A 25,445-nucleotide genomic window follows, 5' to 3' on the forward strand; every position below is an offset into this window, starting at 1 on the left:
GTGCACGGTTCGTGACACCCTGCGCCCGTGCGCAATTCAGGACCGGTGCGCCGCGCGGTCGGCGCGGCCCCCGGAATTCCGCGGGCGGGGTCGATGTCGCACGACGTCCATCCTGAGTTACGGACGGGATCGGGCCCACGGGGCCCGGGCTAGGCTGGCACGCGTGACTTCCGAGGTCGCCTCCGCCGAGGCATCCGTTCCCGTCCGCCGCACGTACAGCTTCCTGGGCCCCGCGGGCACGTTCACCGAGGCGGCGCTCGCCCAGGTGCCGGAGGCCCGCGGCCACGAGTGGCGGCCGGTGCGCAACGTGGGGGAGGCGCTCGCCGACGTCGTCGAGGGGCGCTCCGACGCCGCGATGATCGCGATCGAGAACTCGGTCGACGGCGGGGTCTCGACGGCGCAGGACGCCCTCGCGACGGTGCCGGGCCTGCGCATCATCGGCGAGTATCTCGTGCCTGTCGAGTTCGTCCTCGTCGGACGCCCCGGTGCGCGCCTCGAGGACATCTCGCTCATCGCCGCACACCCCGTCGCGTACGCACAGTGCCTGCAGTGGCTCTCGGCCGCGCTTCCCGCCCACGCCCACGTACCGGCGGCGAGCAACGTCGCGAGCGCGATGGGCCTGCTCGACGGATCGAGCGACGCAGACGCGGCGATCGCCCCACCCGGGATCCTCGAGCACCACCAGCTCGAGCTGCTGGCCTCGAACATCGGCGACAACCCCAATGCGGTGACCCGCTTCGTGCTGGTGAGCCGCACCGTCGTGCCGCCGCCGCCCACCGGTGCCGACAAGACCTCGCTCATCGTCGAACTGCCCGACGATCACCCGGGCGCGCTGCTCGAGATGCTGGAGCAGTTCGCCACCCGCGGCATCAACCTGTCGCTCCTGGCCTCGCGCCCGATCGGCGACGAGCTCGGCCGGTACCGCTTCGTCGTCGACGCCGACGGGCACCTCGAGGACGAGCGCATGGCCGACGCCCTGATGGGGCTGCGGCGGTTCAGCCCCCGCGTGACGTTCCTCGGGTCGTACCCGCGCGCCGACCGTGCCGTCGTGCGCTACCCCGAGCGCTACGCCGACGACGTCTTCGTCGAGGCGCGCGATTGGTTGCGGGGGCTCATCTCCGGGGAGCCCGAAGTCCAGGACTGAGGGGTTTCGGGCGGGGCTCGGAAGGGTTCCCGCTGCGCGGGATCATCCTCCGGCGCGCGTTCGCGCTCCGTCGACTCGTCGACGTCTCCTTCGTCGGCGGCGACGAGCCGTCGGTGCCCGCCAATCCCGATGCCCGCGCGCTCTCCGGATGATCCCGCTCCGCTGCGCCTGCGGCGGACGTTGAGCGCGCGGGTGATGAGAGGGGTGGGAAAGAAAGGTAGGCCCGAGTCCTGCGCCGCGTTCAGAGCTCCAGCTCGGTGGCCAGCAGCTCGAGGGTCTGCAGGCGGCCGGGTGCGGCATCCATCGGCTCGTCCTCGTACGATCCAGCGATCGGCGAGATCATCACCTCGTCGACGCCGTGCTTCGTGGCGAAGGAGCGGAGATCGGATGCCACGGCCTCCGCCGTGCCGACGAACCACTTCGCGCGGGCCGAGGCCATGAAGGTGTCACCGAGGCCGGCGAAGTCGGCCGCGTTCGCGAGTGCGTGCTCCACGGTCTCGAGGGGGACGAGCGGCTTGTTGGTGCGCAGGCGCGCCGTCATGCGGAGGTTGGGCAAGGCGCGCGCCTCGGCCTCGTCCTGCGTCGGGGCGACGAGCACGTTCGCGGTCAGGAAAGTGCGGGGTGCCGCGAGCGCCTCGGAGGGTACGAAGGAAGAACGGTAGAGGTCGAGCGCGCGCTCGAGGCCTTCGCCCGAGAAGTGGTTCGCGAACACGTACGGCAGGCCCAGTGAGGCGGCGAGCTGCGCGGAATAGTCGCTCGAGCCGAGGAGCCACACCTCGGGCGTGGTCGTCGCGGCGGGCGTCGCGTGCACGTCGTAGGTGCCGCCGGACGTGAAGCGCAGCGAGGCGCCGTCGGGCGCGACGAGCGACATGATGTCGCGCACGTGGTCCGGGAACCGCTCGACGTCGCTCGTGGTGCCGCTCTGGCGCAGCAGCTGCGTGATCACGGGGTCCGAGCCCGGCGCGCGCCCGAGCCCGAGGTCGATGCGGCCCGGAGCGAGCGCCTCGAGCGCCGCGAACTGCTCGGCCACCACGAGGGGCGAGTGGTTCGGCAGCATGACGCCGCCCGACCCGAGCCGGATGCGCGACGTCCGCGCGGCGGCAGCCGCCGCGAGCACCGGGGGAGTGGTCGAGGCGACGGCCGGCATGTTGTGGTGCTCGGCGAACCAGTAGCGCCGATAGCCGAGCCGATCCGCCGCCTCCACGAGGGACATGGATGCTGCGACAGCTTGCGCGCTCGTCTGCCCGGTGCGCACCGGAACGAGGTCGAGGACGGAGAGGGCCGGGGCGGGGGTCGCAGTGCTCATCGCTGAAGGCAACCCGCGCCCCGGCATCCGCATTCCGGATCACCTTTCCCGCTCGTTGAGCGAGCGAGGAACGAGCGAGACGAAACGCGCCGAGCGCGGTCGGAACTCAGGGCAGGCGGTTCGCCTTCGCGAGGTTGTCGCGCAGTTCGTCGGCGGTCTGCGCGACGACGTAGGCGGGGCGGTCGCGCTCGAGGCGCCACGACTCGCTCAGCGGACCGGCGCTCACGGTGTCGAAGCCCAGCGCGTCGTAGACGCCCGTGACGAAGTCGATCGCCTCAGCGTCGTCGCTCGCGGTGCCGAGTGCACGGCGCTGCGAGTCGCCCGCGGCGAGGCCGCCGGCGTTGATGTCGGACGCGTACAGGTGGTTGAACGCCTTCACGACCTTCGAGGTCGGCAGGTGCTGCTGGAGGAGCCCCGAGGTCGTCGCCTCTCCGCGGTCGAGGGCGTCGATGTGGCCGTCGCGCTCGAAGTAGTAGTTGTTCGTGTCGAGCACGATCTTGCCGGCGAGCGGCTCGACCGGGACGTCCTTCAGCGCCTTCATCGGCACCGTCACCACCGCGATGTCGGCGGCCGCGGCCGCGTCGGCGGCGGTCGCCGCGCTCACCTTCGGCCCGAGTTCGTCGACGAGACCCGCGAGGCTCTCGGGTCCGCGTGAGTTCGAGATCACGACGTCGTAGCCGAGTCCCGAGAAGGCGCGGGCGAGCGCGCTGCCGATGTGTCCTGCACCGATGATTCCGATCGTGGTCATGTCGAGCCGCAACCGCGGGGCGCAGCATCCCATTCCGGATCCGTCACGGAAGGATATCGAGGAAACGTTTTCGCGATTCGGCCCGCCACCGCACGAGGCCGTGTGACGATGTCCGCATGGACTACACCCACCTCGGACGAACCGGCACCTCCGTCTCGCGGATCGTGCTCGGAACCATGAACTTCGGCGACCGCACCTCGGATGAGGACTCGTTCGCCATCCTCGACCGCGCGCTGGAGCTCGGCGTCAACTTCATCGACACCGCCAACGGCTACGGCGGCTCGGGCGGCCGCGGCGCCACCGAAGAGATCATCGGGCGCTGGTTCGCCGCCCGTCCCGGCGTCCGTGACGACGTGGTGCTCGCCACCAAGGTCCACTCGCCGATGGTCGACCCGACCGCTGACGGCGACGTGGTCAACGCCCGCGGCGCGTCCGCATGGCAGGTGCGGCGCGAGGCGATCGGGTCGCTCAAGCGCCTGCAGACCGACCGCATCGACCTGTACCAGTTCCACCACATCGACCGGCACATCTCGTGGCAGGAGCTCTGGCAGTCGATGGAGGTGCTCGTCGCGAAGGGCGACGTCGTCTACACCGGCAGCTCGAACTTCGCGGCGTGGAACATCGCCCAGGCCAACGAGATCGCGGCCCAGCGCCACTTCCTCGGGCTCGTGAGCGAGCAGTCGCTGTACAACCTCACGCAGCGCTCGATCGAGCTCGAGGTGATCCCGGCGGCGCAGAATTACGGCCTGGGCATCCTGCCGTGGTCGCCGCTCGCCGGCGGACTCCTCAGCGGCGGATCGAGGGATGCTGCCGCCCGGTCCGGATCGGAGCGCATCACGTCGCAGCGCGAGCAGCGCCGCGACCAGATCGCCGCGTACGAGGCGTTCGCTCAGGAGCGCGGCTGGACGCCGTCCGCACTCGGCCTCGCGTGGCTGCTGCACCAGCCGGGCGTGACGGGCCCGATCATCGGCCCCCGCACGGTCGCCCAGCTCGAGTCGGCCGTGTCGGCGCTCGACATCCACCTGAGCGCCGAGGATCTCGCGGCCCTCGACGAGCTGTTCCCCGGCCCGGGCGGGCAGGCTCCGGAGGCCTACGCCTGGTGACGCCTCGAGCGGGTCGTGCGCTCAGGAGCGCGCGGCCCGCTTGACGTTCTCGTACGCCGCCAGTGCCGCCTTGCGGGTCTCGCCGAGATCGACGAGAGGCTCGGGCCCGTCGTCGTCCAGCGACTCGGGAGCCCACTCGCGCTGGTAGTGCCCGTCGGCGTCGAACTTCTTCGCCTGCAGCTCGGGGTTGAAGATCCGGAAGTACGGTGCGGCATCGGCGCCTGATCCCGCGACCCACTGCCAGTTGAACGGGTTGTTCGCCTCGTCGGCGTCGACGAGCGTGTCCCAGAACCACTCCTCGCCGCGCCGCCAGTCGATCAGCAGGTTCTTCACGAGGAACGATGCGGCGACCATCCTCACCCGGTTGTGCATGTAGCCGGTGCTCCACAGCTCCCGCATGCCCGCGTCGACGAGCGGCACGCCGGTGCGCCCCTGCTGCCACGCCTCGAGGTGCGTCGGTTCGAGCCGGGGCCACGGGAACGCGTCGAACTCGGGCCGCAGGTTCTTCGTCGCGAGCTCCGGGAAGTGGAAGAGCGTGTGCCACGCGAACTCGCGCCAGCCGAGCTCCGAGAGGAAGCGCCCGCCGTGACCCGCTTCGACCGTCTCGTGCCACACCGTGTACGGGCTCACCTCGCCCCACCGAAGTCGGGGCGACAGCAGCGACGTCGCACCGGCCGCGGGCTCGTCGCGCGCCCGGTCGTACCCGGCGAGGTCGTCGTCGAGGAATTCGTGCAGCCGCCGTCGTGCTGCGGGCTCGCCCGGCTCCCACATGTCGCGCAGCCCGCCCGCCCAGTCCGGGTGGTGGGGGAGCAGTCCCCAGTCGTCGAGGGAATCGGATGCTGCACCCCGGCGCACGCCGTCGACCTCGCGCGGCTCCGGCAGAGGTGCCCGCGGCGACGGCAGCGCGAGGCACGCGCGCCAGAACGGCGTGAACACCGAGAAGTGCGTCCCGGCGCCGGTCTTCACGGTCCAGGGTTCGAAAAGCAGCGTGCCGGCGAAGGAGGCGACCTCGACGCCCTCCTCGCGCAGCCCCGCCTTGAGCGCGGCGTCGACCTCCCGCTCGGGGCCGCCGTAGCGCCGGTTCCAGAAGACGGCGCCGGCCGAGGCATCCGTCACCAGCTCCCGTACGACGCGCTCGGCCGGGCCGCGGCGCAGGACGAGGGTCGCGCCGCGCTCGCGCAGCCGCTCGTCGAGCGATGCGAGCGAGTGGTGCAGCCACCACCGCGCGGCGCCGCCGAGCGGGCGGATTCCGGGGGACTCCTCGTCGAGCACGTAGAGCGCGATGATCGGCTCGCCGCGGTCGATCGCCGCGCGCAGCGCGGGGTTGTCGGCGAGGCGGAGGTCATCGCGGAACCACACGATCGTCGGCCGGGCCATGGACCCATCCTTCCGTGACCGCAGCTTCCGGTGTCGGGCATTGACAGCGCACCCGATGTCTGTCGCGCCAGCGCCTTCGCGAGGCAGGGGGTTTCCGTCGAGCCAGGGGACGAGGTCCCCGGTTTCGACGGGAATCCCCGGCTTCGCGAAGCAGTGGTTGTCGGGTGCCCGCGGCCAGGCGCACCCCGCTTGCAGTCGTTTGCGCGATCCTGCAAGTTCTTGCGTACACTGAGCGCATGTCGAAGCGTCTCGCCGAAGTGGCGCGCAAGGTCGGTGTCAGCGAAGCCACCGTCAGTCGCGTGCTCAACGACAAGCCGGGCGTCTCGGAGGCCACGCGCCAGGCCGTGCTCACCGCGCTCGACGTACTCGGCTACGAGCGGCCGACCAAGCTGCGCGGCGAGCGCGCGCGTCTCGTGGGCCTCGTGCTCCCCGAACTGCAGAACCCGATCTTCCCCGCGCTCGCCGAGATCATCGGCGGCGGACTCACGCAGAACGGCTATACGCCGCTGCTGTGCACCCAGAACGCGGGCGGCATCACCGAGTCGGACTACGTCGACCTCCTCCTGCAGCAGCAGGTGTCGGGGGTGATCTTCCTCGGGGGCAATTACAGCCAGGCGGATGCCCCGCACGATCACTACGACCGGATCCGGCAGGTGAACCTGCCGACCGTGCTGGTGAACGCCCGCATCGGCTCACTCGACTTCGCCACGGTGTCGACGGACGACGCCGCGGCGGCCGAGCAGGCGATCCAGCATCTGCATCAGCTGGGCCATCGGCGTATCGGCCTGCTGCTGGGTCCGCTCGATCACATCCCGTCGCAGCGCAAGCTCGCCGCCGCGCGCCCCCTGCTCGAACGCCTCGGTTCGCCTCTCGAGGACTCGCTCGTGGTGCGGGGCCTGTACTCGCTGGAGTCCGGCCAGGCCGGGGCTTCTCGCCTCTTCGCCGCGGGCGCGACCGCCATCGTCTGCGCGAGCGACCCCCTCGCGCTCGGTGCCGTCCGTGCCGCTCGTCGGGCGGGCCTGCGGGTCCCAGCTGACGTGAGCGTGGTGGGCTTCGACGACTCCTTCCTCATGAGCTGCACCGAGCCGCCGCTGACGACCGTGCGCCAGCCGATCGAGTCGATGGGCCGCACCGTGATCGAGCTCCTGCTCTCCCAGATCGCCGGCACGACCGCGGCCGGAGATGAGCTCCTCTTCGAGCCCGAGCTCGTGCTCCGGTCGTCGACAGGCCCCGCCGCGGCCTGACTCCAGCCGAGGTGTGCGCCGGGTTCGGCGCGTTTCGTCTGACTCGTTCCTCGCGTGCTCAACGACCAGGGCAGAGAGCCGTGGTCGTTGAGCGAAGGGCGCTCTGGCGCCCGAAGACGAAACGCCTCGAGTCTTCGGGTCTGCTCGGGTCGAGGTGTGCGCCGGGTTCGGCGCGTTTCGTCTCGCTCGTTCCTCACTCGCTCAACGACCGAGAATCAATCGGATCAAGATCTTGCATGATTCTGTTCAAGACTTGCACCCCTCGTCCAATCGGAATACATTCGTCGCATCAAGTTCTTCCCATCGATGAGGAGACCCGTGGACACCGAGGTCCTGACCCGCGGCCCCCAAGCCGTTCCCGCGAGCGACAACCCGCTGTGGTGGCGGTCGGCCGTCATCTACCAGGTCTACGTGCGGAGCTTCGCGGACGGGAACGGCGACGGCACGGGCGACCTCGCCGGCGTGCGGGCGCACCTCGGCTACCTCAAGGACCTCGGCGTGGACGCCATCTGGTTCAACCCCTGGTACCCGAGCCCGCTGGCCGACGGCGGCTACGACGTGCAGGACTACCGCGACATCGACCCGCGGTTCGGCACCCTCGAGGAGGCGGAGCTGCTGATCCAGGAGGCGCTGGCGCTCGGCATTCGCACCATCATCGACGTGGTGCCGAACCACATCTCGGATCAGCACCCCTGGTTCCAGGCGGCGCTCGCCGCCGGTCCCGGCAGCCCCGAGCGCGAGCGCTTCTGGTTCCACCCCGGCAAGGGGCCGAACGGCGACGAGATCCCGACGCGCTGGGTGTCCAGCTTCCAGGGCGAGACGTGGACGCGCACGACGAACCCCGACGGCACGCCAGGGGAGTGGTACCTGCACATGTTCACGCCGGAGCAGCCCGACCTCAACTGGAACCACCCCGACGTGCGCCGCGAGCACCAGGAGATCCTGAGATTCTGGTTCGACCGGGGCGTCGCGGGCGTGCGCATCGACTCGGCGGCCCTGCTCATCAAAGACCCCGAGCTCCCCGAGGTGGGCGAGAAGCAGGGTCCGGGTGAGCACCCCACGGAGGACCGCGACGAGCTGCACGACGTGTACCGCTCGTGGCGCGCGATCGCCGACTCGTACCCCGGCACGCGTGTGCTCGTCGGCGAGATCTGGGTGCCCGACATCGTGCGGTTCACCAACTATCTGCGCCCCGACGAGATGCACACCGCGTTCAACTTCGACTTCCTCGCGCGGCCGTGGGGTGCGGCATCCTTCCGCCAGTCGATCACCGCGACGCTCGAGGCGCACGCGCCCGTCGGCGCACCGTCGACCTGGGTGCTCAGCAACCACGACGTCACTCGTCCCGTCACCCGGTACGGGCGCGAAGACACGGCCTTCGCGTTCCTCAAGAAGCGGTTCGGCGTGCCGACCGATCCCGAGCTGGGCCTTCACCGCGCCCGCGCCGCGGCGCTGCTGGTCGCGGCGCTGCCCGGCAGCCTGTACATCTACCAGGGTGACGAGCTCGGCCTCCCCGAGGTCGAAGACCTGCCCCTGGACCTCATCGAGGACCCGATGCACTTCCGCTCCGGCGGCACGGACCCGGGACGGGACGGATGCCGCGTCCCGCTGCCCTGGTCGGGCGACCGCGCGCCGTTCGGCTTCAGTCCCGATGCGACCCGCACGTGGCTGCCCCAGCCCGAGGGGTGGAGCGGGCTCACCGTCGCGGCGCAGGAGGCCGACCCGGCGTCGACCCTCAACCTCTACCGCGACGCACTCCGCCTGCGCCGCGAGCTCCCCGAGCTCGGCGACGGTCCGCTCGAGTGGTGGGACGACGCGATTCCCGCCACGAAAGGCGCCGCCCGTCCCGACCTCCTCGCCTTCCGGCGCGGCGATCGCTTCGCGTGCATCGTGAACACCGGCGACGACCCGGTCGCGCTTCCCCCCGGCGCGACCGTCCTCCTCGCGAGCTCCCCCCTCGAGGCCGGCGTGCTGCCGGGCAACGCCACCGCCTGGCTGCGGCTCGAGGGCGCAGCATCCCACACCCGCACCAACACCCCGGAGACGTCCGCGCCGAGAGGCTGACGCGGACCTCCCCCTCAGAAAGGAAAGACGATGAAGTCACCAGCAAGGGTCCTGCTCGCCGGTGTCGCCACTCTGGCGACCGTCGGCGCACTCGTCGGCTGCTCTGCGGCCGGCGGCGACGAGAACAGCGACGGCAAGCTCGAGCTCCGCGTCGCGACCTTCCCGCCCGGCGCCGACGCCGCGGCGTACGAGGCGTTCGCCACGCAGGAGGAGCAGTTCGAGAAGGAGCACCCCGACATCGACATCATCGGTGTCGAGTACGAGTGGGAGGGCCCGACGTTCGCCGTGCAGCTCGCCGGCGGCAGCCTTCCCGACGTGTTCACCGTGCCGTTCACCGACTCGAAGACGCTGCTCGAGAACGGCCAGCTCATGGACGTCACCGCCGAGGTCAAGGAGCTCGGCTACGAGGACAGCTTCAACCCGATCATCCTCGACGGCGTCAAGGACGCCGACGGCAACATCTTCGGCTTCCCGCGCCAGGCCTACGCGATGGGTCTGCACTACAACCGCGACCTGTTCGAGCAGGCCGGACTCGACCCCGACCAGCCGCCCACCTCGTGGGACGAGGTGCGCGAGTACGCGAAGGCGATCCACGACGCCACCGGCAAGGCCGGGTACGCGCAGATGGCGATCAACAACACCGGCGGCTGGCAGCTGACCGCGCAGACCGTCGCCCGCGGCGGCCGCACGCAGACCGATGAGGCCGACGGCAGCGCCACCTCGACGATCGACAACGACGCGACCAAGGCGACGCTCGAGTTCCTGCACGACCTCCGCTGGGAGGACGACTCGTTCGGCGCGAAGGTCGACCTCGACTGGGGCACGATCAACCAGGAGTTCGCCGCCGGCAACATCGGGATGTACACCTCGGGCTCCGACGTCTACACCGCGCTCGTGCGCGACTTCGGCCTCGACCCCGCCGCCTACGGCCTCGGCGTCGTGCCGGTCGAGGGAGACGACCCGGGCACGCTCGGCGGCGGCGACATCGCGGTGATCAGCCCGACGGTCGACGACGAGACCAAGGCGGCCGCGGTCACCTGGATCGACTGGTACTACATGCAGAAGCTCCTCGACGAGGACGCCGCCGTGCAGGACGCCAAGGCCCTCGCCGAGTCCGACCAGGCGGTCGGCACGCCCGTGCTGCCGGTGCTCAGCCGTGAGCTGTACGAGGAGTCCCTCACCTGGATCGAGCCGTACATCAACGTGCCGCGCGACCAGATGACGTCGTTCACCGACAACATCTGGGACCAGACGCCGGTCGGCGAGCCGAAGAAGTCGACCCAGGAGGTCTACGCTCTGCTCGACACAGTGGTGCAGACGGTGCTCACCGACGAGAACGCCGACATCGACGCTCTGCTCGCGCAGGCGCAGACCGAAGCGCAGGCGCTGCTCGACGAGTGAGGAACGAGTGGATGCTGCGACCCGGCCTCGCCGCCGGGTCGCAGCATCCATCCCCCCAGGCCCGTGCACCCGACACAGCAAGGTTGACGATGACCGCCACCCTCCCGGAGCGCTCCGCCCCCGCGGCGGTGCCGCCGCCCGCCGCACCTCCCGCCCGGCGGAAGACCCGACGCACCCCGCTCACCTGGTACCGCGGGGGAGGCCTCGCGAACCTGCTGTTCGTGCTGCCGATGGTGTTCGTGTTCTTCTTCTTCTCGTGGTCGCCGATCGTGCAGTCCGTGATCATGAGCCTGCAGAAGACGAACCTGCTCGTCTCGGAGTGGGTCGGCCTCGACAACTACGTGGCGGTGCTCACCGACCCGCAACTCGGCCGTGCGGTGGTCAACACCGTCTACTTCGCGCTGCTGGCGCTGCTGCTCGGCTTCCCGTTGCCCCTGTTCGTCGCCGTGCTGATGAGTGAGGTGCGCCGGGGCAAGGGGCTCTACTCCGCTCTCGCGTACCTGCCTGTCGTGATCCCGCCGGTCGTGGCGGTGCTGCTGTGGAAGTTCTTCTACAGCGCCGACCCGTCGGGCGTCTTCAATACAGTGCTCGGCTGGTTCGGCATCCCGCCGCAGCCGTGGATCTCCTCGGCCGTGCAGGCGATGCCGTCCCTCGTGCTCGAGGCGACGTGGGCGGCCGCGGGCGGATCGATCATCATCTACCTCGCCGCACTGCTGTCGGTGCCGCCGGAGCTGTACGACGCGGCCGAGGTCGACGGCGCCGGCATCTGGCGCAAGGTCTGGCACGTCACGATCCCACAGCTGCGCGGCATCCTCTTCATCATGCTGATCCTGCAGGTCATCGCGACCGCGCAGGTGTTCCTCGAGCCGTTCCTGTTCACCGGAGGCGGGCCGGCCGGGGCGACCAAGACGATCCTGCTCTACATCTACGACAAGGCGTTCCGCAACAGCCTGGGCGGCGACTACGGGGAGGCCACCGCGGTCTCGGTGCTGCTCGCGGTCGTGCTCGCGATCCTGTCCTGGCTGTACTTCAAGCTCACGAACCGCTGGAGCACCTCATGACCACCACGATCACGAACGCCGAGCGTCGCGAGGGCATGCGCGGCTTCCTCTCGCGCCGCGGGGCCGCCGGCGGGCGCAGGCGGGACTCCATCGACGACATGGCCGAGCGCTCGATCGTGTCGGCCTCGGAGCGCCGCCGCCCCGGCACCCGCTTCGGGATGTCGCTGACCGACGCGTTCCTGTTCGTCACGCTCACCATCGCCGGTCTCGGGCCGATCCTGTGGCTGGCGAAGTCAGCGGTGACGCCCACACAGGACACCCTCCAGCAGCCGTTCGCGCTGTGGCCGAACGGCATCGACTGGGCGAACCTGTCGACGGCGTGGAACGACATCCACATCGACCAGTACTTCTGGAACACGATCGTCATCGCCGCCGGCGCGTGGTTCTCGCAGCTGTTCATCGCGACGACCGCGGGCTACGCGCTCTCGGTTCTGCGCCCCAAGTACGCGCCCGTGCTCAACGCGCTCGTGCTCGCGACCCTGTTCATCCCGGGCATCGTCCTGCTCGTGCCGCTGTACCTCACGATCGTGTCGCCGCCGCTTCTCGGGCGTGACGCGAGCATGCTCAACAGCTACCTCGCGGTGTGGCTGCCGATGGCGGCGAACGCGTTCAACATCCTGCTGGTGAAGCGGTTCTTCGACAATCTGCCGCGCGAGGTGTTCGAAGCCGCGAAGACCGACGGGGCTGGGCCGTTCCGTCTCTTCTGGTCGATCGTGCTGCCGATGTCGAAGCCGATCCTCGGAGTCGTCTCGGTGTTCGCGATCATCGCCGCGTGGAAGGACTACCTCTGGCCGAAGCTCGTGCTGCCCGACCCCGCGGTGCAGCCGCTCTCGGTGCGCCTGCCCGACGTCCAGTCGCAGACCGAGCTCGACGTCTTCCTCGCCGCGCTCGCCATCGCGACGCTCATCCCGATCGCGATGTTCCTCGTGTTCCAGTCCGTGTTCCTGCGCTCCGCGGGACTCGGCGGCGCCGTCAAGGGCTGACTTGGGGGATCACGGATGCTGCGGCCCGCAGCATCCGTCATTCTCAGAGGCCGTCGGTGGTGTGGCCTTTGGGAACCACGACGAGGAGCGCGGCGGCGTCGACCCGGGTCTTGACCGAGAGCGCTTCGCCGAACTCGTCGCCGTCGAGCTGGACCGGGCGTGCCTCGTGCGTTGCGAGCTCGATGCCGGCGCCGCGCGAGTAGACGACCGCGTTGTCCTTCGTGCGCAGGGACAGCACCCGGCGGCCGGCGCGGAAGCGGCGGAGGAAGCTGTTGTCCCACGCGACGCGTCGCCAGACGAAGAGCCAGCCGAAGAGGCCCTTGGGCTGGAAGATCACGATGTCGAGCGCGCCGTCTGCGATGGAAGCCTCGGGGATGAGGTCGAGGCCGGCCGGGAGCTTGCCGCAGTTCGCGAAGAGCACGCTCTGCACCTTCGACGAGTGCAGCCGGTGTCCGGGCAGCTCGTAGACGACGCGGAACGGCTTCGCCGACGGCAGCGACCGGGCGGCGCCGTCGACGTAGGCGACCCAGCCGACGGTCTTCTTCAGCTGCGGGTTCGTGTTCGCGATCATCGCGGCGTCGAGGCCGATGCCGCCCATCACGACGAAGGCGTGCTCGGCCCTGGTGCCGTCAGGACGGGCGATCTCGGTCCAGCCGACGTCCATGGCCAGCGTGTCACCGTCGAACACGGCGCGAACCATGGCGTCGGGCTCGGTGAGCGGGAGCTTGAGGTTGCGGGCCAGCAGGTTGCCGGTGCCGCTCGGAACGATCGCGAGGGGCACGCCGCTCCCGCTCATCGCCTCGGACACGGCGCGCACGGTGCCGTCGCCGCCGGCGACGAGCACCGCGTCCACGCCCTCCTTGAGGGCTTGGCGTGTGACGTCGTCGCCGAGGTCGTCGACCGTGGTCTCGTAGAAGAGGGGCTCCGACCAGCCGGCCTTCGACGCGAGGCGCGTGACCGTGTCGCGCAGCGCATCGGCGTCGACCTTGATCGGGTTGTACACCAGCGCCGCCTTCGGCGAGGAGCGCTCGCCGTCCTCCGAGATCGGGCGGATAGCACCCTCCGTGCCGACACGACGCGCGTGGCCGCGCTCGTCGTCGGCCGTGTCGGGCTCGATGTCGCCGGGCCGGCGGATCACGTCATCGGCGGGCACGCCGTCGGTGGGATTCTCGTCGCCCGATCCGGATGCCGCCGCCATGAGGTACAGATTAGGACCCGGATCGCCGGGCCGGCGCATCGGACGTGGGGCTTGGCACCCCGGGTCTCCGCTTGCGGTCGCCGACTAAGCTTGCAGGGTGATCGATCCCGTGCTGCTTCGCGACAATCCCGAGCTGGTCAAGCGCTCGCAGGAAGCCCGGGGCGAATCACCAGACACCGTCGACGCCGCCGTCGAGGCCGACCGCGCGCGACGCGCCGCGATCACCGCCTTCGAGGAGCTCCGCGCTGCTCAGAACGCGCACGGCAAGAGGGTCGCGCAGGCTCCCAAGGAGGAGAAGGCCGCGCTCGTCGCCGAGGCCAAGAGCCTCAGCGAGCGCGTGAAGCAGGCCCAGCACGCGGTCGCCGCGGCGGAGGAGGCATCCGCCGAAGCCTTCGGAGCACTCGAGAACATCGTCATCGAGGGCGTGCCGGCGGGCGGCGAAGACGACTTCGTCACGCTGCGCACCCACGGCGAGGTGCCGGCGTTCGGCTTCGAGCCGCGCGACCACCTCGAGCTCGGCGAGAAGCTCGGCGCGATCGACATGGAGCGCGGCACCAAGGTGTCGGGCAGCCGCTTCTACTTCCTCACCGGCATCGGCGCGCGGCTCGAGATCGCGCTCATGAACCTCGCGCTCGACCGGGCGCTGCAGGCAGGCTTCACGCCGATCATCCCGCCGACGCTGGTGCGCCCCGAGGTGATGCGCGGCACCGGCTTCCTCGGCAAGCACGCCGCCGAGGTCTACCACCTCGAAGACGACGACCTGTACCTCGTCGGCACGAGCGAGGTGCCCCTGGCCGGCTACCACATGGACGAGATCCTCGACCTGTCGCGCGGCGCGAAGCGCTACGCCGGCTGGTCGACCTGCTACCGCAGCGAGGCCGGCTCGTACGGCAAGGACACCCGCGGCATCATCCGCGTGCACCAGTTCAACAAGCTCGAGATGTTCGTGTACACGACGCCCGAGCAGGCGGAGGAGGAGCACCTGCGCCTCGTCGCCATGCAGGAGGGCATGCTGCAGGACCTCGGCCTGTCGTACCGCGTGATCGACGTCGCCGCCGGCGACCTCGGCTCGAGCGCCGCCCGCAAATACGACGTCGAAGCCTGGGTGCCCACGCAGAACGCGTACCGCGAGCTCACCTCGACCTCGAACTGCACGACGTACCAGGCGCGCCGGCTCGACATCCGCTACCGGCCCGAAGGCGGCAAGACGCAGCCGGTGGCGACCCTCAACGGCACGCTCGGGACCACCCGCTGGATCGTCGCACTGCTCGAGACCCACCAGCGTGAGGACGGCTCCGTCACGGTGCCGGAGGTGCTGCGGCCCTTCCTCGGCGGGCTCGAGGTGATGGAGCCCATCGCGTGAGTGAAGCGCACCTGCCGAAGACCGGCTCCATCAAGGTCGTCGCGCCGAAGAAGGCCGCGAAGATCGTCGAGCAGGTCGCGCGCGACACCGAGAACCCCGCCGTCGCCACCGAGCAGCTTCTCATCGCCCTCGACATCGACGGCACCGTCCTCCTCGAGGACGAATCGCTCAGCCCCGGCGTCGTCGACGCCGTCGAGCACGCGCACCGCGCCGGCCACGAGGTGATGGTCGCGACGGGGCGCAGCTGGGAGGGCACCCGCGGCATCGTGCGCGTGCTGGGCATCGCCCCCGAGTTCGTGGTGTGCTCCAACGGCGCCGTCGTGCTCAAGCGCGTCGAGGCCGACGAGCTGCGCTACGAGCGCTGGCACGTCGAGACGTTCGACCCGCGCGAGGTGCTCGAGCAGCTGCGCGTGCACCTGCCCGACGCCCGCTATCTCGTCGAACTCGCCGACGGGCAGCGCCTCTACACGGAGTACCTCGAGGACTGGAACCTCGTCCACGCGCGCCGCGTGCCGTTCGAGGAGCTCGGCGCTCAGCCGGTCTGTCGCGTGGTCGTCGTCTCGCCCGACAAGGGCGAGCAGGACTTCGTCGACCTCGTGAAGCGCATCGGCCTCAACCACGTCTCCTACGCCGTCGGCTGGACCGCCTGGCTCGACATCGCGCCGAAGGGCGTCGACAAGAGCACCGGACTCGAGCTGGTGCGCACCGAGCTCGGCATCGACCCCGCGCACGTCCTCGTCATGGGCGACGGTCGTAATGACGTCGGCATGTTCCGCTGGGCCCTCGACAACGGCGGCCGCGCGGTCGCGATGGCGCAGGGGCCGCAGGAAGTGCGCGATGCGGCGGGCGAGATCACCGACTCAGTGCACGAGGGCGGCGTGGCCGCCGTGCTCCGCCGCCTCTGACGCGGTCGACTAGACTCGACGATTGTTCGACGGATGCCTCCGCCTGAGGTCGCATCGGTCGGGAGGGTTGTCCGAGCGGCCGATGGACCTGGTCTTGAAAACCAGTGGGCAGCAATGTCCCGTGGGTTCGAATCCCACACCCTCCGCAGAGCGCCTCTGACGCGGCATCCTGTGGCGTCGAGGCTCAGCCGATCTTCGACAGCATCACGTTGCGGGAGCCCTCGGGGCTGGCGAAGAGCGCGCCGCAGTTCGCGTCGACGGTGACCTCGGTGTCGTTGGGTCCGGGCGAGTGCCGCAGCTCCAGCGGGCCCAGGTCGCCGTCGGGAAGCTCGACCTCGTACGAGATCGTCCGCTTCTCGCCCATCTCGAGGAGAAGCGTCCTGCTGATGGCGGTGTTGTCGTGGTCGACGCCCGAACGGTCGCGGAACCGATTGCCCTGCCAGTTCGCGGAGTCCTGCCAGTCGCCCCGCTTGGGGTCGGTCCAGAGGATCTCCGCCCCGGGAGGCGCGAAGAACAGCACGTCCAGCATCATCGTGCGCGGATCGATCCCGCGGAACTGGTTGCGCAGTCCCAGCGTGTACTCACTCTTGATGTCCTCGCTCATGCGACTGTGCAGATCCATCGTCACCGTGATCGTGCGCTCCTCCACATTGCAGCTCGCACGCTGCGTGTAGTCGAGCCAGTAGTTGAGCTTTCCGACGGTGTAGTCGTTGAAGTAGATGCCGAGCTGCGTGGCCTCCGTCGTGTCCTCACGGAGGACTCCGTCCAGGCCGTACTCGTGCGCGAGCGACTGCAGGCCGTCATCCTCGAACCATGCGAACACGCGGCCCTCTTCTGCGCTCCGCACGAGCTGATCCCACATCGCGCCGATCTCCCAGCCTCCGCCGGTGAGAGCGTCGAACATGACCGACGTCACCTCGCTGAAGTACGCGTCCATCGCGGCGTTGTCGGTCCCGAACCGCTCGTACGGCTCGCTCATCAGCAAGGAGGCGGTGTTCTCCGAACTCACCGTCTCTCCGGAGGCGAGGGTCAGCGGCCCCGTCGCCTCGAGCATGTGCGCCAGCACGATCGGGTCGATGGAGATCACCCCGTCGAACTCCGGCTTCCCGGTCAACTCCCGCGTCGCCTGGAACAGCTCCACGGCCCGAGGGAAGTGCGGGGTCATCGTGAAGTTCGACGACCAGTTCGCGAGCTCGAAGGGGTACAGCGAGCGGGTCTCCGCCGGCAGCTTGATGAGCGAGCCGTTGACCGTGTCGAAGCCCAGCGAGGGAAGTTCGCTGTACATCAGGTCCACGCCGTTCTCCTGGCCGAGCAGCTCCATCCGGCCGTTGTCGACCTTCAGTACCAGCCAATGCGCGGGTCCGCCGCCCGTCGCACGGATCTCCGCCGGCGTCTGGATCATCAGCTGGTACAGCATGGGCTTGTCTGCACCCGCGGCGTGCAGGATAGGCGGCAGGTGCTCCTGCACGATGTTCAGCGCCGGAACGGCCACCGCGATCAGCTCCACCATCGAGTCCAGGGGTTCGTACACGGCGGGGAGCACACCCGTCCGATCCATGCCTGCGGCGATCGCCGACGCGTCCTCGAGGGACGAGATGATCGTCGGCAGGACGGGCCCTGCCCCGAGGAAGGGCCGCAGGTCGATCCCGAGGCTGTCCTCGCTGCGCTCATCCGTGCCGGCGGCGGCCATCATGGCGACCAGGGGCGGGAGCGACTGCGACGTGATCGTGTTCACGGCTTCTGCCACGGTGCGCACGGCGAGCACGTTGTTGCCGACCTGGGGGAGCTCCGCGGCGAGGTCCCACAGGAGGCCGTTCGACGTGGCTCGTGCCCGTTCCGTCCGGATGACGACGTCATCGCTCGCCTGCTGCAGCCCGGCGACGTCCATGGAGACGGCGGCGGCGGCGAGCACCTTCAGCTGCTCCTTCGCGGCTTCCATGTCGTCGCGGACCTGCAGTACCTGCTGCACGAACGCCCCGACGGTGAACAGCCCGACAAGAAGCACCGTCGCGAGGGGGCCCACCACCACGCACAGCAGGAGGTACCTGCGCCTGCGTCGGAGCTGCGCCTTCGTCTCCCGCGCGGCGTGACGGGCAAGCGGGGTCGCGGCCGTCCGTCGGCGGGCAGGACGATGCTTCGTGGCTGGATGCGGTGCCGGCGAGGGCCCAGAGGCGGTCACGGCCAGGATGCTACCGGGTGACGGTGACGGAATTCTGACGGGCAGGAGTCGGCCGTCGCCGCGGCGCGCGCCCTCAGCGCACCCACAGGGCGGTGTGTAAGGATACCCCGATGCCTCGGCAGCGCTGTGACGTTGTGCGAGCGAATGATGGAACGACTGTGGAATTCTTGTCTGCGGTGACGTCGCGCGGGTTGCCCCCCACGTCCTCCGCGGTGTGACGACCCCGATGGGAAAGGAACCGAGTGAGTTCGACGCACAAGCCCACGAGGCGCGGCCGCCGCACGGTGGCCCGTCACGGTGAGCTGTCGTCTCCGAGCCCGTTCGGTTTCATCCTGAAGCTCGTCGGCATCGTCGCCGCCGTCGTGCTGGTGTCGGGCGCCGGCGTCGCCGCGTACGCCGCGACCGACATCACGTCGAGCTTCACCGAGGGCGCGGTCGAGCTCGAGGGCCAGGGTTCGGTCCCGCCCGACATCGGCGCGATCGAGGGCGGTGTCGACGTGCTACTGGTCGGCACCGACGAGTGCGAAGAGGAGTTCGCCTACATCTTCGGCGACCGTTGCACGGGAGCGGACGCCGCAGGGCAGCTCAACGACGTCAACATGCTCGTGCACATCTCCGACAATCCGCGTCGGGTCACCGTGGTCTCGTTCCCGCGTGACCTCATGGTGCCGATCCCGTCGTGCACCCGCGAGGACGGCTCGACCACGTCGGCGACCACCAAGACGCAGATCAACGAAGCGTGGGGCTACGGCGGACTCTCCTGCGTCGCCAAGACGATCAAGGAGCTCAGCGGCCAGAACATCCCGTTCGCTGCGAAGGTGAGCTTCGGCAACGTCATCAACATCACCGATGCGATCGGCGGCGTCGACGTCTGCATCGGCAACGGCGGCATCAAAGACAAGTACACCGGCATCAACTGGCCGGCGGGCCCGCGGACGATCCAGGGCGTCGAGGCGCTGCAGTTCCTGCGCACCCGTCACGGCCTGCAGAACGGCAGCGACCTGGCGCGCATCAGCAACCAGCAGCAGTACATGTCGAGCCTCGCGCGCAAGCTCGTGAGCGACGAGGTGCTGTCGAACCCGGCGACGCTGTACAAGCTCGCGGCGACCGCGGTCGACAACATCACGCCGAGCAAGTCGCTGACCAACCCGATGACGCTCGTGCAGATCGCGCTCGCGGTCAAGAACGTGCCGTTCGAAGACATCGTGTTCGTGCAGTACCCGGTGCTCACCGACCCCGCCGACGTCAACCGCGTGGTGCCCGACTACGACTCGGCCGAACAGCTGTGGGCGGCGCTCGCGGCGAACGAGTCGCTCGAGGTCACGCATGACCAGGACCTCACCGGAGGAGTGATCGTGGCCGACCCGCAGCCCACCGAGGCGCCCGCCGACCCCGCCCCCACGGCGACCGCCGACCCGTCGGCGACACCCGCCCCCAGTGAGACCCCCGTGGCGCTTCCGAACAACATCCCGGGCCAGAACGCGGCCCAGCAGACCTGCTCCGCCGGCAACGTCAGGTCCAACGGCTGATGGCATCGGACAAGCGGCCCTCGAGAGAGGGCCAGACGCCCCTTGCGCGCCACGGAGTGCTGAAGTCGCGGCATCCGTTCATGACCCTCTTCGCGATGTTCGGAGTCGTGCTCGCCGTCTTCGGCGTGAGCGCGGCGGGCATCGCGGCGTACAACCTGTTCGACGCGACGCAGACGATCACCGCGAACGCCGTCGTGCTCGACGAGGAGAAGCCGCTGCCGCCGTCGCTGGGCGCGATCGAGGGCGGCGTGAACATCCTCATGGTCGGCACCGACTCGTGCGAGGGTGCGAACGCCGCGCTGTCGGGGGCGTGCCAGGCCAAGGCGACCGAGGGGGAGCGCAACGACGTCACGATGCTCGTGCACATCTCGGACGAGCCCCGCCGCGTGACCGTGGTGTCGTTCCCGCGTGACATGCTCGTGCCGATCCCATCGTGCCCGAAGGAGGACGGCAGCGGCAGTTACTCGGCGATGTCGTCGCAGATGCTCAATGCGTCCTACCAGTACGGCGGGCTCGCGTGCACCGTGCTCACGATCGAGTCCCTCATCGGGGATCAGATCGACTTCGCCGCGGCCATCCGCTGGACCGGTGTCATCAACATGTCCGACGCCATCGGCGGCGTCGACGTCTGTGTCGCCGGCGACATCAGCGATTCGCACACCGGACTCAAGCTGACCGCAGGCACCCACACGCTGCAGGGTGTGCAGGCGCTGCAGTTCCTGCGCATCCGCCACGGCATCGGCGACGGCTCCGATCTCGGCCGCATCTCGAACCAGCAGCAGTTCATGTCGTCGATGGTGCGCAAGCTGCAGTCCGATTCGGTGCTCGCCAACCCCGCGACGCTGCTGAACCTCGCGACCACGGCGATCAGCCAGGTGCAGCAGGAGCAGCTCGTGCTGAGCTCCGGCCTCACGAACCCGACGCTCATGGTGCAGATCGCGATGGCGGTCAAGGACGTGCCGTACGAGGACATCGTGTTCGTGCAGTACCCGACGCGCTACGCCTCGGGCGACGGCGCCAGCCGCGTGATGCCGGTGAAGGACGCCGCGAACGTGCTCTTCGAGGCGCTCAAGGCCAACCAGCCGCTGACGCTGACGGGCGACGCGAGCCAGGGCTACGGCGTCGAGGTGACCGGCGAGGCCGTCAAGCCCGAGACGGCTCCGACGCCCGCCGCGACCGAGGCCGCCGGCGAGACGCCCGCGGCCGAGGCTCCGGTCACCGAGACCCCGGCGGCGGAGACGCGCGTCGAGCTGCCGTCGGCGATCGCGGGGCAGACCGCGGCGCAGACCACCTGCACGCAGCCCGAGGGCCGGTAGCCGACCAGCCGTCGGCGCTCGGATGCGCTGATTCGCCCGCGTGAGCTCCTGCTCACACGGGGTGGCCGAGGCTGTCGGTGCGGTCGGACTGCGTCGAGAACTTCGAGATGAAGGCGACCCAGCTGCCGTCGGGCTGCTGCGTCGCGACCCCACCGTCCTGCCAGATCCCGTTCTCGGGGAACCATTGCGACCCGGCGGGGTCGCCCTGGTTCTGATGGACGTTATGGATGCCTTGCGCCGACGCCGGTGCCGCGCCCTCGGGGAACGGCTCGCCCCAGACGAGCGTGAGCGCGCCGACGCGCAGCGTCGCCTCCAGCGCCTGCGACGCCTGGAGCTGGTCGCCGGAGCGCCACGGCCGGAGGAACGGCACCCAGAAGGGCGAACGATCGGCGGCCACAGCATCCCGTGCACGGAACAGCCACTGCAGGAACCAGCGGATGCCGACGACCCTCAGTTCGCGATGCCGGATGACGTCGAGGGCGCCCGAGGTGGGGGAGGAGAGGAGCTTCGTGAAGGCCGGAGCCGGCGGCGCCGGCCAGCCGAGCCTCGCGCCCGTGGTGCGGATGGTCTTCCACTGCACCCCCGCGGCGGAGTTCTTGCTGTCGACGTCGACCGCGACGCGGTAGTCGCGTGCCCCGCTGCGCAGCTTCAGGTTGACGTGCCACCAGCGTCCGAACTCGTCGGGGTCGTCCCGCTCGTGCGACACGAGGGTTCCGCTGAGCACTCCGTACTGTGTGAACGGCATACCGGGATGAGCGAACGGCGGCGACGGGTGATACCCGACGGCGGGTTCCATGCGTGGCAAGAAGAGGTCCCGGTCTCGGTTATGATTGCTGGGTGCATCCGCGCCCTCGCGGCCGGATGCCTGGAGACGTCGCATAGTCAGGCCTAGTGCACCACCCTGCTAAGGTGGAGTCCTCGTAAGGGGACCGAGGGTTCAAATCCCTCCGTCTCCGCAGAAAAACCCCCGGTCAAACCGGGGGTTTCTCCTTTGTCCGGCTGCGGCGCTCGGCCGAGATCCGGTTTCCGAACGGTGGGTGTCCCCAAGCGTCCCCCACGGGGCCTGCGGTTGGTATGGGTCTTCGCAACACCTCACCGGGTCGCCGTCAAGGGCTGACAGTGTCGAGGACCGTGAGGCGGCCGGCGCGGCCGACCGCCTCACGATTCCGCGCTGAGTCAGGCGATGGTGACGACGGTCTTGCCTCGGGCGCCGCCGGAGGCGAGCGAGCTCAGCGCCTCTGGCGTTTGGGCGAACGGGAACGTCCTGCCGACGACGGGCCGGATGGCCTTCGCGTCGACCAGCTCGGCGATCTGGCGAAGCTGGTCACCCGAGGCCTGCATGAGCAGGAACTCGTAGGTCACTCCCGCCTTCGCGGCCCGGGTCCGGATCTTCCTGCTGAGACCGCTGATCGCGAGCCGGAGGATCGGATTCAGCCCTGCCTTCTTGGCGAACGCCGGGGTGGGCGGCCCCGAGATCCCGATGACCTTCCCGCCGCGCTTGAGGACTCGCAGCGACTTGTCGAGGTTCTCGCCACCGAGACTGTCGAGGACCAGGTCGTAGTCCGAGAGTTCCTGCGTGAAGTCTTCGGTGCGGTGGTCGATCACGACATCTGCCCCCAGCTCTCGCAGGAAGTCGGCGTTCCTGCCCGATGCTGTCGTCGCGACGAAAGCACCGAGATGCTTGGCGAGCTGGATGGCGATCGTTCCGACGCCCCCGCTGCCGGCGTGGATGAGCACCTTCTGACCCGGCTGGACCGCGCCTTCGACCACGAGCGCCTGCCAGGCGGTCAGTGCGACCAGGGGCAGGGAGGCGGCCTCGACTGAAGAGACCGTTGTGGGGCTGAGGGCGACATCGGCCTCGTGCACGGCGATTCTCTCGGCGAAGGTTCCGATGCGGTGATCGCGGGGGCGGGCATAGACGGCGTCGCCAGCGTGGAATCCTGTCACGCTGCGGCCCGTGCGGATCACGGTGCCGGCGACGTCGTGGCCCAGTATCAGCGGAACGCGATAGGGGAGGATCTGCTTGAACTCCCCGAGCCGGATCTTCTCGTCGAGCTGATTCACCCCCGCGGCGGCCACCTCGATGAGCACGTCGTGGTCGCCCACGGTCGGCTCAGCGACATCCGCCTCGTGCAGGGGATGGTTGTACGAATCGAAGACGAACGCTCTCATTGGTCGACCCCGCGTCCTCAGGCGCCGGCTGCGAGCTGGGGGTACACGGCCTCGAGCGGAGCGGACAGGCCCGCCTTCACGCGGCGGGATGTGTCGTCGGCGAGCAGTTCGATTCCACCGGCCTCCAGCGTGTCGAACACCATCGCGACGAAGTCGGCAGGGTCGAGCTTCGGGTCCGCGCTGTGCGCCGCCATGGCGGTGTCGACGTAGCCGACGTGCACGCCCAGCACCTGCACGCCGGCCGGCTGCAGCTCGAGGCGCAGCGAGTTCGTCACCGACCACAGGCCGGCCTTGGTCGCCGAGTAGATGCCGGCGACCGCGTACCAGGACAGCGCCGAGTGGATGTTGACGATCGCCGTGTTGCCGCCATGCGCCCCGAGGGTGGGCGCGTAGGCGCGGGCGAGCGCGAGGGGGCCGACCAGGTTGGTCTCGACGTTGCTGCGGATCTCTTCGTCACTCTGAGCGAGGATGCTGCCCGTGGACGCCGAGGCGCCGGCATTGTTGATGAGCACCGTGACGTCGGGGGCCGCCCGAAGGACACTCTCGACGGACGCCCCGTCGGTGACGTCGAGAGCCAGCGGAACGACGCGCTCGTCGCTCCACGAACGCGGAGTGCGCGCGGTGGCATACACCTTGGAGGCGCCACGAGCGAGCGCCTGAGCCACGAGCTCGGTGCCGATTCCGCCGTTCGCGCCCGTGATGAGGACGACGGCTCCATCGAGAGAGGTCATTTCTTCGTCAGCTTTCTGTCGAGATGAAGAGACGCTGGGCCGCCGCGATCCATACGACGTGCGTGGGAAGATCGTGGGGCGGCCGAGCGTTGTCATTAGTGACTCCACTCATAACTGAGCCTAGTCACAAACTATTCCTGAAAGGTGGCGATGACCGAGGCACCGATTTCGATGGGGCGTCGTGAACGCAACAAGCGGGCGAAGCTCGAACGGATCGTCGCCGCCGCGAGCACTCTGTTCGCAGCGCACGGCGCGGACGACGTGACCACGCAGCAGATCGCGGATGCTGCCGACATCGGCACCGGCACGCTCTTCCTGTACGCCAAGACGAAGGGCGAGCTGCTCCTGCTGGTGCAGAACGCCCACTACGAGGAGGCGCTCGAGCGCGGACGAGCCGCCGCGGACGGCATCGGCGACCCGGTCGACGCCCTCATGGCGGTCATTCGGCCCGTCGTGGAATGCAACCGCGTGCAGGTCGACAACGGGCGTACTTACCTGCGGGAGATGGTCTTCGGAGACCCCACCGAGCCGCGGCATGCCGAGGCGCTCGAGATTGCCCTCAGGACCGAATCTGCGCTCGCCGCGGTGATCGCCCGCCGCCCCGAGATCAGCGAGGCTGATGCGGCTGTGCTCGCGCGGGTCGTGTCGTCCGTGATGTTCCTCACCATGGCCGCGGGCGTCAACGCGACCGCGGATACTGAGACCCTCCTCGCGGACATTCGCACCCAGATCAGCGTGCTCACACGGCGTGGGGAGTAGCGCGATGGGTTCTGGCTCGATCAGGGGCAGACGCGCACGCTGCGTCCCTCGAAGCTGACGACGTCGCCGACCTGCAGCTGCCGTCCGCGGCGGCGATCGACCTCGCCGTTCACCAGCACGAAGCCGTCGATGATGGCCTCTTTCACCTCGCCGCCGGAGTCGAGTACCCCCGCGAACTTCAGGAACTGCCCGAGGCGGATGCTCTCGCCGCCGATCGGAACGTCATCGATCGGCCCCGCGTGCGTCATCCCCGAATGCTAGCCGACGCACGCACATCGGCCGGCCCGAGATCGCTCGGTGTGCGAACCTCGCGACGTCCTTACGCGCCTTCCTTCGACGATGCCTTGTAGCGGTCAGGCTCCGGCGTGCGTGCGAACCACCGGCCCGAGATCTGCGTCGGCACGATACGCACCCACCGGTACTTGAGGGTGGGGATCCAAGGACGCAGCGCAAGTGCGTCGGCCTCGTCGATCTCACGCTGCAGCTCGAGCCGTTCCGCCACTCCTTTCACGATCACGCTCGAGGCGTACGTGTCGTCGTACTCGTCGACCTCGAACGCGACGCGTGGGTGCTCCGAGAGCTCCGCGAGCTTGGACCCGGGGGCCGTGCGGAACAGCACACGGGGTCCATCGATCACATAGTTCACCGGGAAGATGTCGGGGTCGCCATCCGCGTCCAGGGCGAGATGCCCCAGCTCGCCGCGCGCAAGCAGGTTCCAGCATTGCTCTTCGCTGAGAGTCACGACCGCATCGCTCGTTTCCATGACGTCATCTCCGTCGATACTCGTCCGCCGCTGCGCGGCCCCTCTGCGCACACCATAGTTCCGTCACGGCTAAAACGGGACCCGGTCGCCGCCACGATG

22 protein-coding genes and 2 tRNA genes are annotated in these 25,445 nt (G+C 69.4%); 14 read left to right on the forward strand and 10 right to left on the reverse strand.

What is annotated here, in order from left to right; genetic code table 11:
- Positions 1 to 163: 163 nt before the first annotated feature.
- Positions 164 to 1,144, forward strand: a complete 981-nt coding sequence (gene pheA / locus ACFC1K_RS05315; RefSeq protein WP_310285797.1) for a prephenate dehydratase — start codon at positions 164 to 166, stop codon at positions 1,142 to 1,144.
- A gap of 241 nt (positions 1,145 to 1,385) precedes the next feature.
- On the opposite strand, the gene ACFC1K_RS05320 is transcribed toward pheA, so the two are convergent.
- Both ACFC1K_RS05320 and ACFC1K_RS05325 read right to left on the reverse strand, forming a co-directional pair.
- Entirely contained in the window at positions 1,386 to 2,450 is a 1,065-nt protein-coding gene (locus ACFC1K_RS05320; protein WP_375870754.1) for an LLM class flavin-dependent oxidoreductase, read from the reverse strand.
- A 106-nt stretch (positions 2,451 to 2,556) separates the two neighbouring features.
- The gene (locus ACFC1K_RS05325) at positions 2,557 to 3,198 is read right to left on the reverse strand and encodes an NADPH-dependent F420 reductase (RefSeq protein ID WP_375870755.1); all 642 of its coding nucleotides are present in this window, start codon (positions 3,196 to 3,198) and stop codon (positions 2,557 to 2,559) included.
- Positions 3,199 to 3,314: 116 nt separating this feature from the next.
- Here ACFC1K_RS05325 and ACFC1K_RS05330 point away from each other — a divergent pair, with 116 nt between their 5' ends.
- Positions 3,315 to 4,301 (forward strand): aldo/keto reductase, encoded by a 987-nt coding sequence (locus tag ACFC1K_RS05330; protein WP_375870756.1) that lies wholly within the window; start codon positions 3,315 to 3,317, stop codon positions 4,299 to 4,301.
- 21 nt (positions 4,302 to 4,322) lie between these two features.
- On the opposite strand, the gene ACFC1K_RS05335 is transcribed toward ACFC1K_RS05330, so the two are convergent.
- On the reverse strand, positions 4,323 to 5,678 hold the full coding sequence (locus ACFC1K_RS05335; protein WP_375870757.1) for a cryptochrome/photolyase family protein: 1,356 nt from the start codon (positions 5,676 to 5,678) through the stop codon (positions 4,323 to 4,325).
- Positions 5,679 to 5,914: 236 nt separating this feature from the next.
- Here ACFC1K_RS05335 and ACFC1K_RS05340 point away from each other — a divergent pair, with 236 nt between their 5' ends.
- The 5 genes from ACFC1K_RS05340 (at position 5,915) to ACFC1K_RS05360 (ending at position 12,431) form a co-directional block, all read left to right on the forward strand.
- Complete coding sequence (locus ACFC1K_RS05340) at positions 5,915 to 6,922, forward strand: LacI family DNA-binding transcriptional regulator (RefSeq protein WP_310285786.1); 1,008 nt, start codon at positions 5,915 to 5,917, stop codon at positions 6,920 to 6,922.
- Positions 6,923 to 7,228: 306 nt separating this feature from the next.
- The gene (locus ACFC1K_RS05345) at positions 7,229 to 8,986 is read left to right on the forward strand and encodes a glycoside hydrolase family 13 protein (RefSeq protein ID WP_375870758.1); all 1,758 of its coding nucleotides are present in this window, start codon (positions 7,229 to 7,231) and stop codon (positions 8,984 to 8,986) included.
- A 30-nt stretch (positions 8,987 to 9,016) separates the two neighbouring features.
- Entirely contained in the window at positions 9,017 to 10,387 is a 1,371-nt protein-coding gene (locus ACFC1K_RS05350) for an ABC transporter substrate-binding protein (protein ID WP_375870759.1), read from the forward strand.
- An 89-nt stretch (positions 10,388 to 10,476) separates the two neighbouring features.
- A complete protein-coding gene (locus tag ACFC1K_RS05355; protein ID WP_375870760.1) occupies positions 10,477 to 11,448 on the forward strand; it encodes a carbohydrate ABC transporter permease in 972 nt (323 codons plus the stop codon).
- On the forward strand, positions 11,445 to 12,431 hold the full coding sequence (locus tag ACFC1K_RS05360; protein WP_375870761.1) for a carbohydrate ABC transporter permease: 987 nt from the start codon (positions 11,445 to 11,447) through the stop codon (positions 12,429 to 12,431). The genes ACFC1K_RS05355 and ACFC1K_RS05360 overlap by 4 nt, the downstream gene beginning before the upstream one ends.
- Positions 12,432 to 12,474: 43 nt before the next feature.
- Here the strand turns inward: ACFC1K_RS05360 and ACFC1K_RS05365 are convergent, their stop codons facing one another.
- Positions 12,475 to 13,629, reverse strand: a complete 1,155-nt coding sequence (locus ACFC1K_RS05365; RefSeq protein ID WP_375870762.1) for a diacylglycerol/lipid kinase family protein — start codon at positions 13,627 to 13,629, stop codon at positions 12,475 to 12,477.
- Positions 13,630 to 13,726: 97 nt separating this feature from the next.
- Between ACFC1K_RS05365 and serS the strand changes: the two genes are divergently transcribed.
- The 3 genes from serS to ACFC1K_RS05380 all read left to right on the forward strand — a co-directional run bounded on the left by serS (position 13,727) and on the right by ACFC1K_RS05380 (position 16,043).
- Positions 13,727 to 14,992 carry a serine--tRNA ligase gene (gene serS, locus ACFC1K_RS05370; protein WP_375870763.1) on the forward strand — a complete coding sequence of 422 codons (1,266 nt, stop codon included), beginning with the start codon at positions 13,727 to 13,729 and terminating at the stop codon, positions 14,990 to 14,992.
- Positions 14,989 to 15,897 carry an HAD family hydrolase gene (locus tag ACFC1K_RS05375; protein ID WP_375870764.1) on the forward strand — a complete coding sequence of 303 codons (909 nt, stop codon included), beginning with the start codon at positions 14,989 to 14,991 and terminating at the stop codon, positions 15,895 to 15,897. Before serS ends, ACFC1K_RS05375 begins: the two co-directional genes overlap by 4 nt.
- A 61-nt stretch (positions 15,898 to 15,958) precedes the next feature.
- Positions 15,959 to 16,043 (forward strand) — tRNA-Ser (locus tag ACFC1K_RS05380).
- A gap of 38 nt (positions 16,044 to 16,081) precedes the next feature.
- Here the strand turns inward: ACFC1K_RS05380 and ACFC1K_RS05385 are convergent.
- Positions 16,082 to 17,926, reverse strand: a complete 1,845-nt coding sequence (locus ACFC1K_RS05385; RefSeq protein WP_375870765.1) for a DUF4012 domain-containing protein — start codon at positions 17,924 to 17,926, stop codon at positions 16,082 to 16,084.
- A gap of 392 nt (positions 17,927 to 18,318) precedes the next feature.
- On the opposite strand from ACFC1K_RS05385, the gene ACFC1K_RS05390 reads away from it, so the two are divergent.
- Both ACFC1K_RS05390 and ACFC1K_RS05395 read left to right on the forward strand, forming a co-directional pair.
- The gene (locus ACFC1K_RS05390) at positions 18,319 to 19,605 is read left to right on the forward strand and encodes an LCP family protein (RefSeq protein ID WP_375870766.1); all 1,287 of its coding nucleotides are present in this window, start codon (positions 18,319 to 18,321) and stop codon (positions 19,603 to 19,605) included.
- Between the two features lie 80 nt (positions 19,606 to 19,685).
- Positions 19,686 to 20,921 (forward strand): LCP family protein, encoded by a 1,236-nt coding sequence (locus ACFC1K_RS05395; protein ID WP_310285763.1) that lies wholly within the window; start codon positions 19,686 to 19,688, stop codon positions 20,919 to 20,921.
- 52 nt (positions 20,922 to 20,973) lie between these two features.
- On the opposite strand, the gene ACFC1K_RS05400 is transcribed toward ACFC1K_RS05395, so the two are convergent.
- Positions 20,974 to 21,666: a DUF2278 family protein gene (locus ACFC1K_RS05400; protein ID WP_375870767.1), complete on the reverse strand. Its 693-nt coding sequence runs from the start codon at positions 21,664 to 21,666 to the stop codon at positions 20,974 to 20,976.
- Between the two features lie 122 nt (positions 21,667 to 21,788).
- On the opposite strand from ACFC1K_RS05400, the gene ACFC1K_RS05405 reads away from it, so the two are divergent.
- A tRNA-Ser gene (locus ACFC1K_RS05405) sits at positions 21,789 to 21,877 on the forward strand.
- A gap of 220 nt (positions 21,878 to 22,097) precedes the next feature.
- Here the strand turns inward: ACFC1K_RS05405 and ACFC1K_RS05410 are convergent.
- Both ACFC1K_RS05410 and ACFC1K_RS05415 read right to left on the reverse strand, forming a co-directional pair.
- Positions 22,098 to 23,093: an NADP-dependent oxidoreductase gene (locus ACFC1K_RS05410; protein ID WP_375870768.1), complete on the reverse strand. Its 996-nt coding sequence runs from the start codon at positions 23,091 to 23,093 to the stop codon at positions 22,098 to 22,100.
- A 17-nt stretch (positions 23,094 to 23,110) separates the two neighbouring features.
- Positions 23,111 to 23,824: an SDR family oxidoreductase gene (locus ACFC1K_RS05415; protein ID WP_375870769.1), complete on the reverse strand. Its 714-nt coding sequence runs from the start codon at positions 23,822 to 23,824 to the stop codon at positions 23,111 to 23,113.
- Between the two features lie 150 nt (positions 23,825 to 23,974).
- On the opposite strand from ACFC1K_RS05415, the gene ACFC1K_RS05420 reads away from it, so the two are divergent.
- Positions 23,975 to 24,583, forward strand: a complete 609-nt coding sequence (locus tag ACFC1K_RS05420) for a TetR/AcrR family transcriptional regulator (RefSeq protein WP_375870770.1) — start codon at positions 23,975 to 23,977, stop codon at positions 24,581 to 24,583.
- Between the two features lie 20 nt (positions 24,584 to 24,603).
- On the opposite strand, the gene ACFC1K_RS05425 is transcribed toward ACFC1K_RS05420, so the two are convergent.
- Positions 24,604 to 24,831, reverse strand: a complete 228-nt coding sequence (locus ACFC1K_RS05425; protein WP_375870771.1) for an RNA-binding S4 domain-containing protein — start codon at positions 24,829 to 24,831, stop codon at positions 24,604 to 24,606.
- Positions 24,832 to 24,902: 71 nt separating this feature from the next.
- Positions 24,903 to 25,346, reverse strand: coding sequence for a pyridoxamine 5'-phosphate oxidase family protein (locus ACFC1K_RS05430; RefSeq protein ID WP_375870772.1), 444 nt, complete (start codon positions 25,344 to 25,346; stop codon positions 24,903 to 24,905).
- Positions 25,347 to 25,445 lie beyond the last annotated feature (99 nt).

Source organism: Microbacterium sp. NPDC056057, from assembly GCF_042266945.1.
Taxonomy (GTDB): Bacteria; Actinomycetota; Actinomycetes; order Actinomycetales; family Microbacteriaceae; genus Microbacterium; species Microbacterium trichothecenolyticum_C.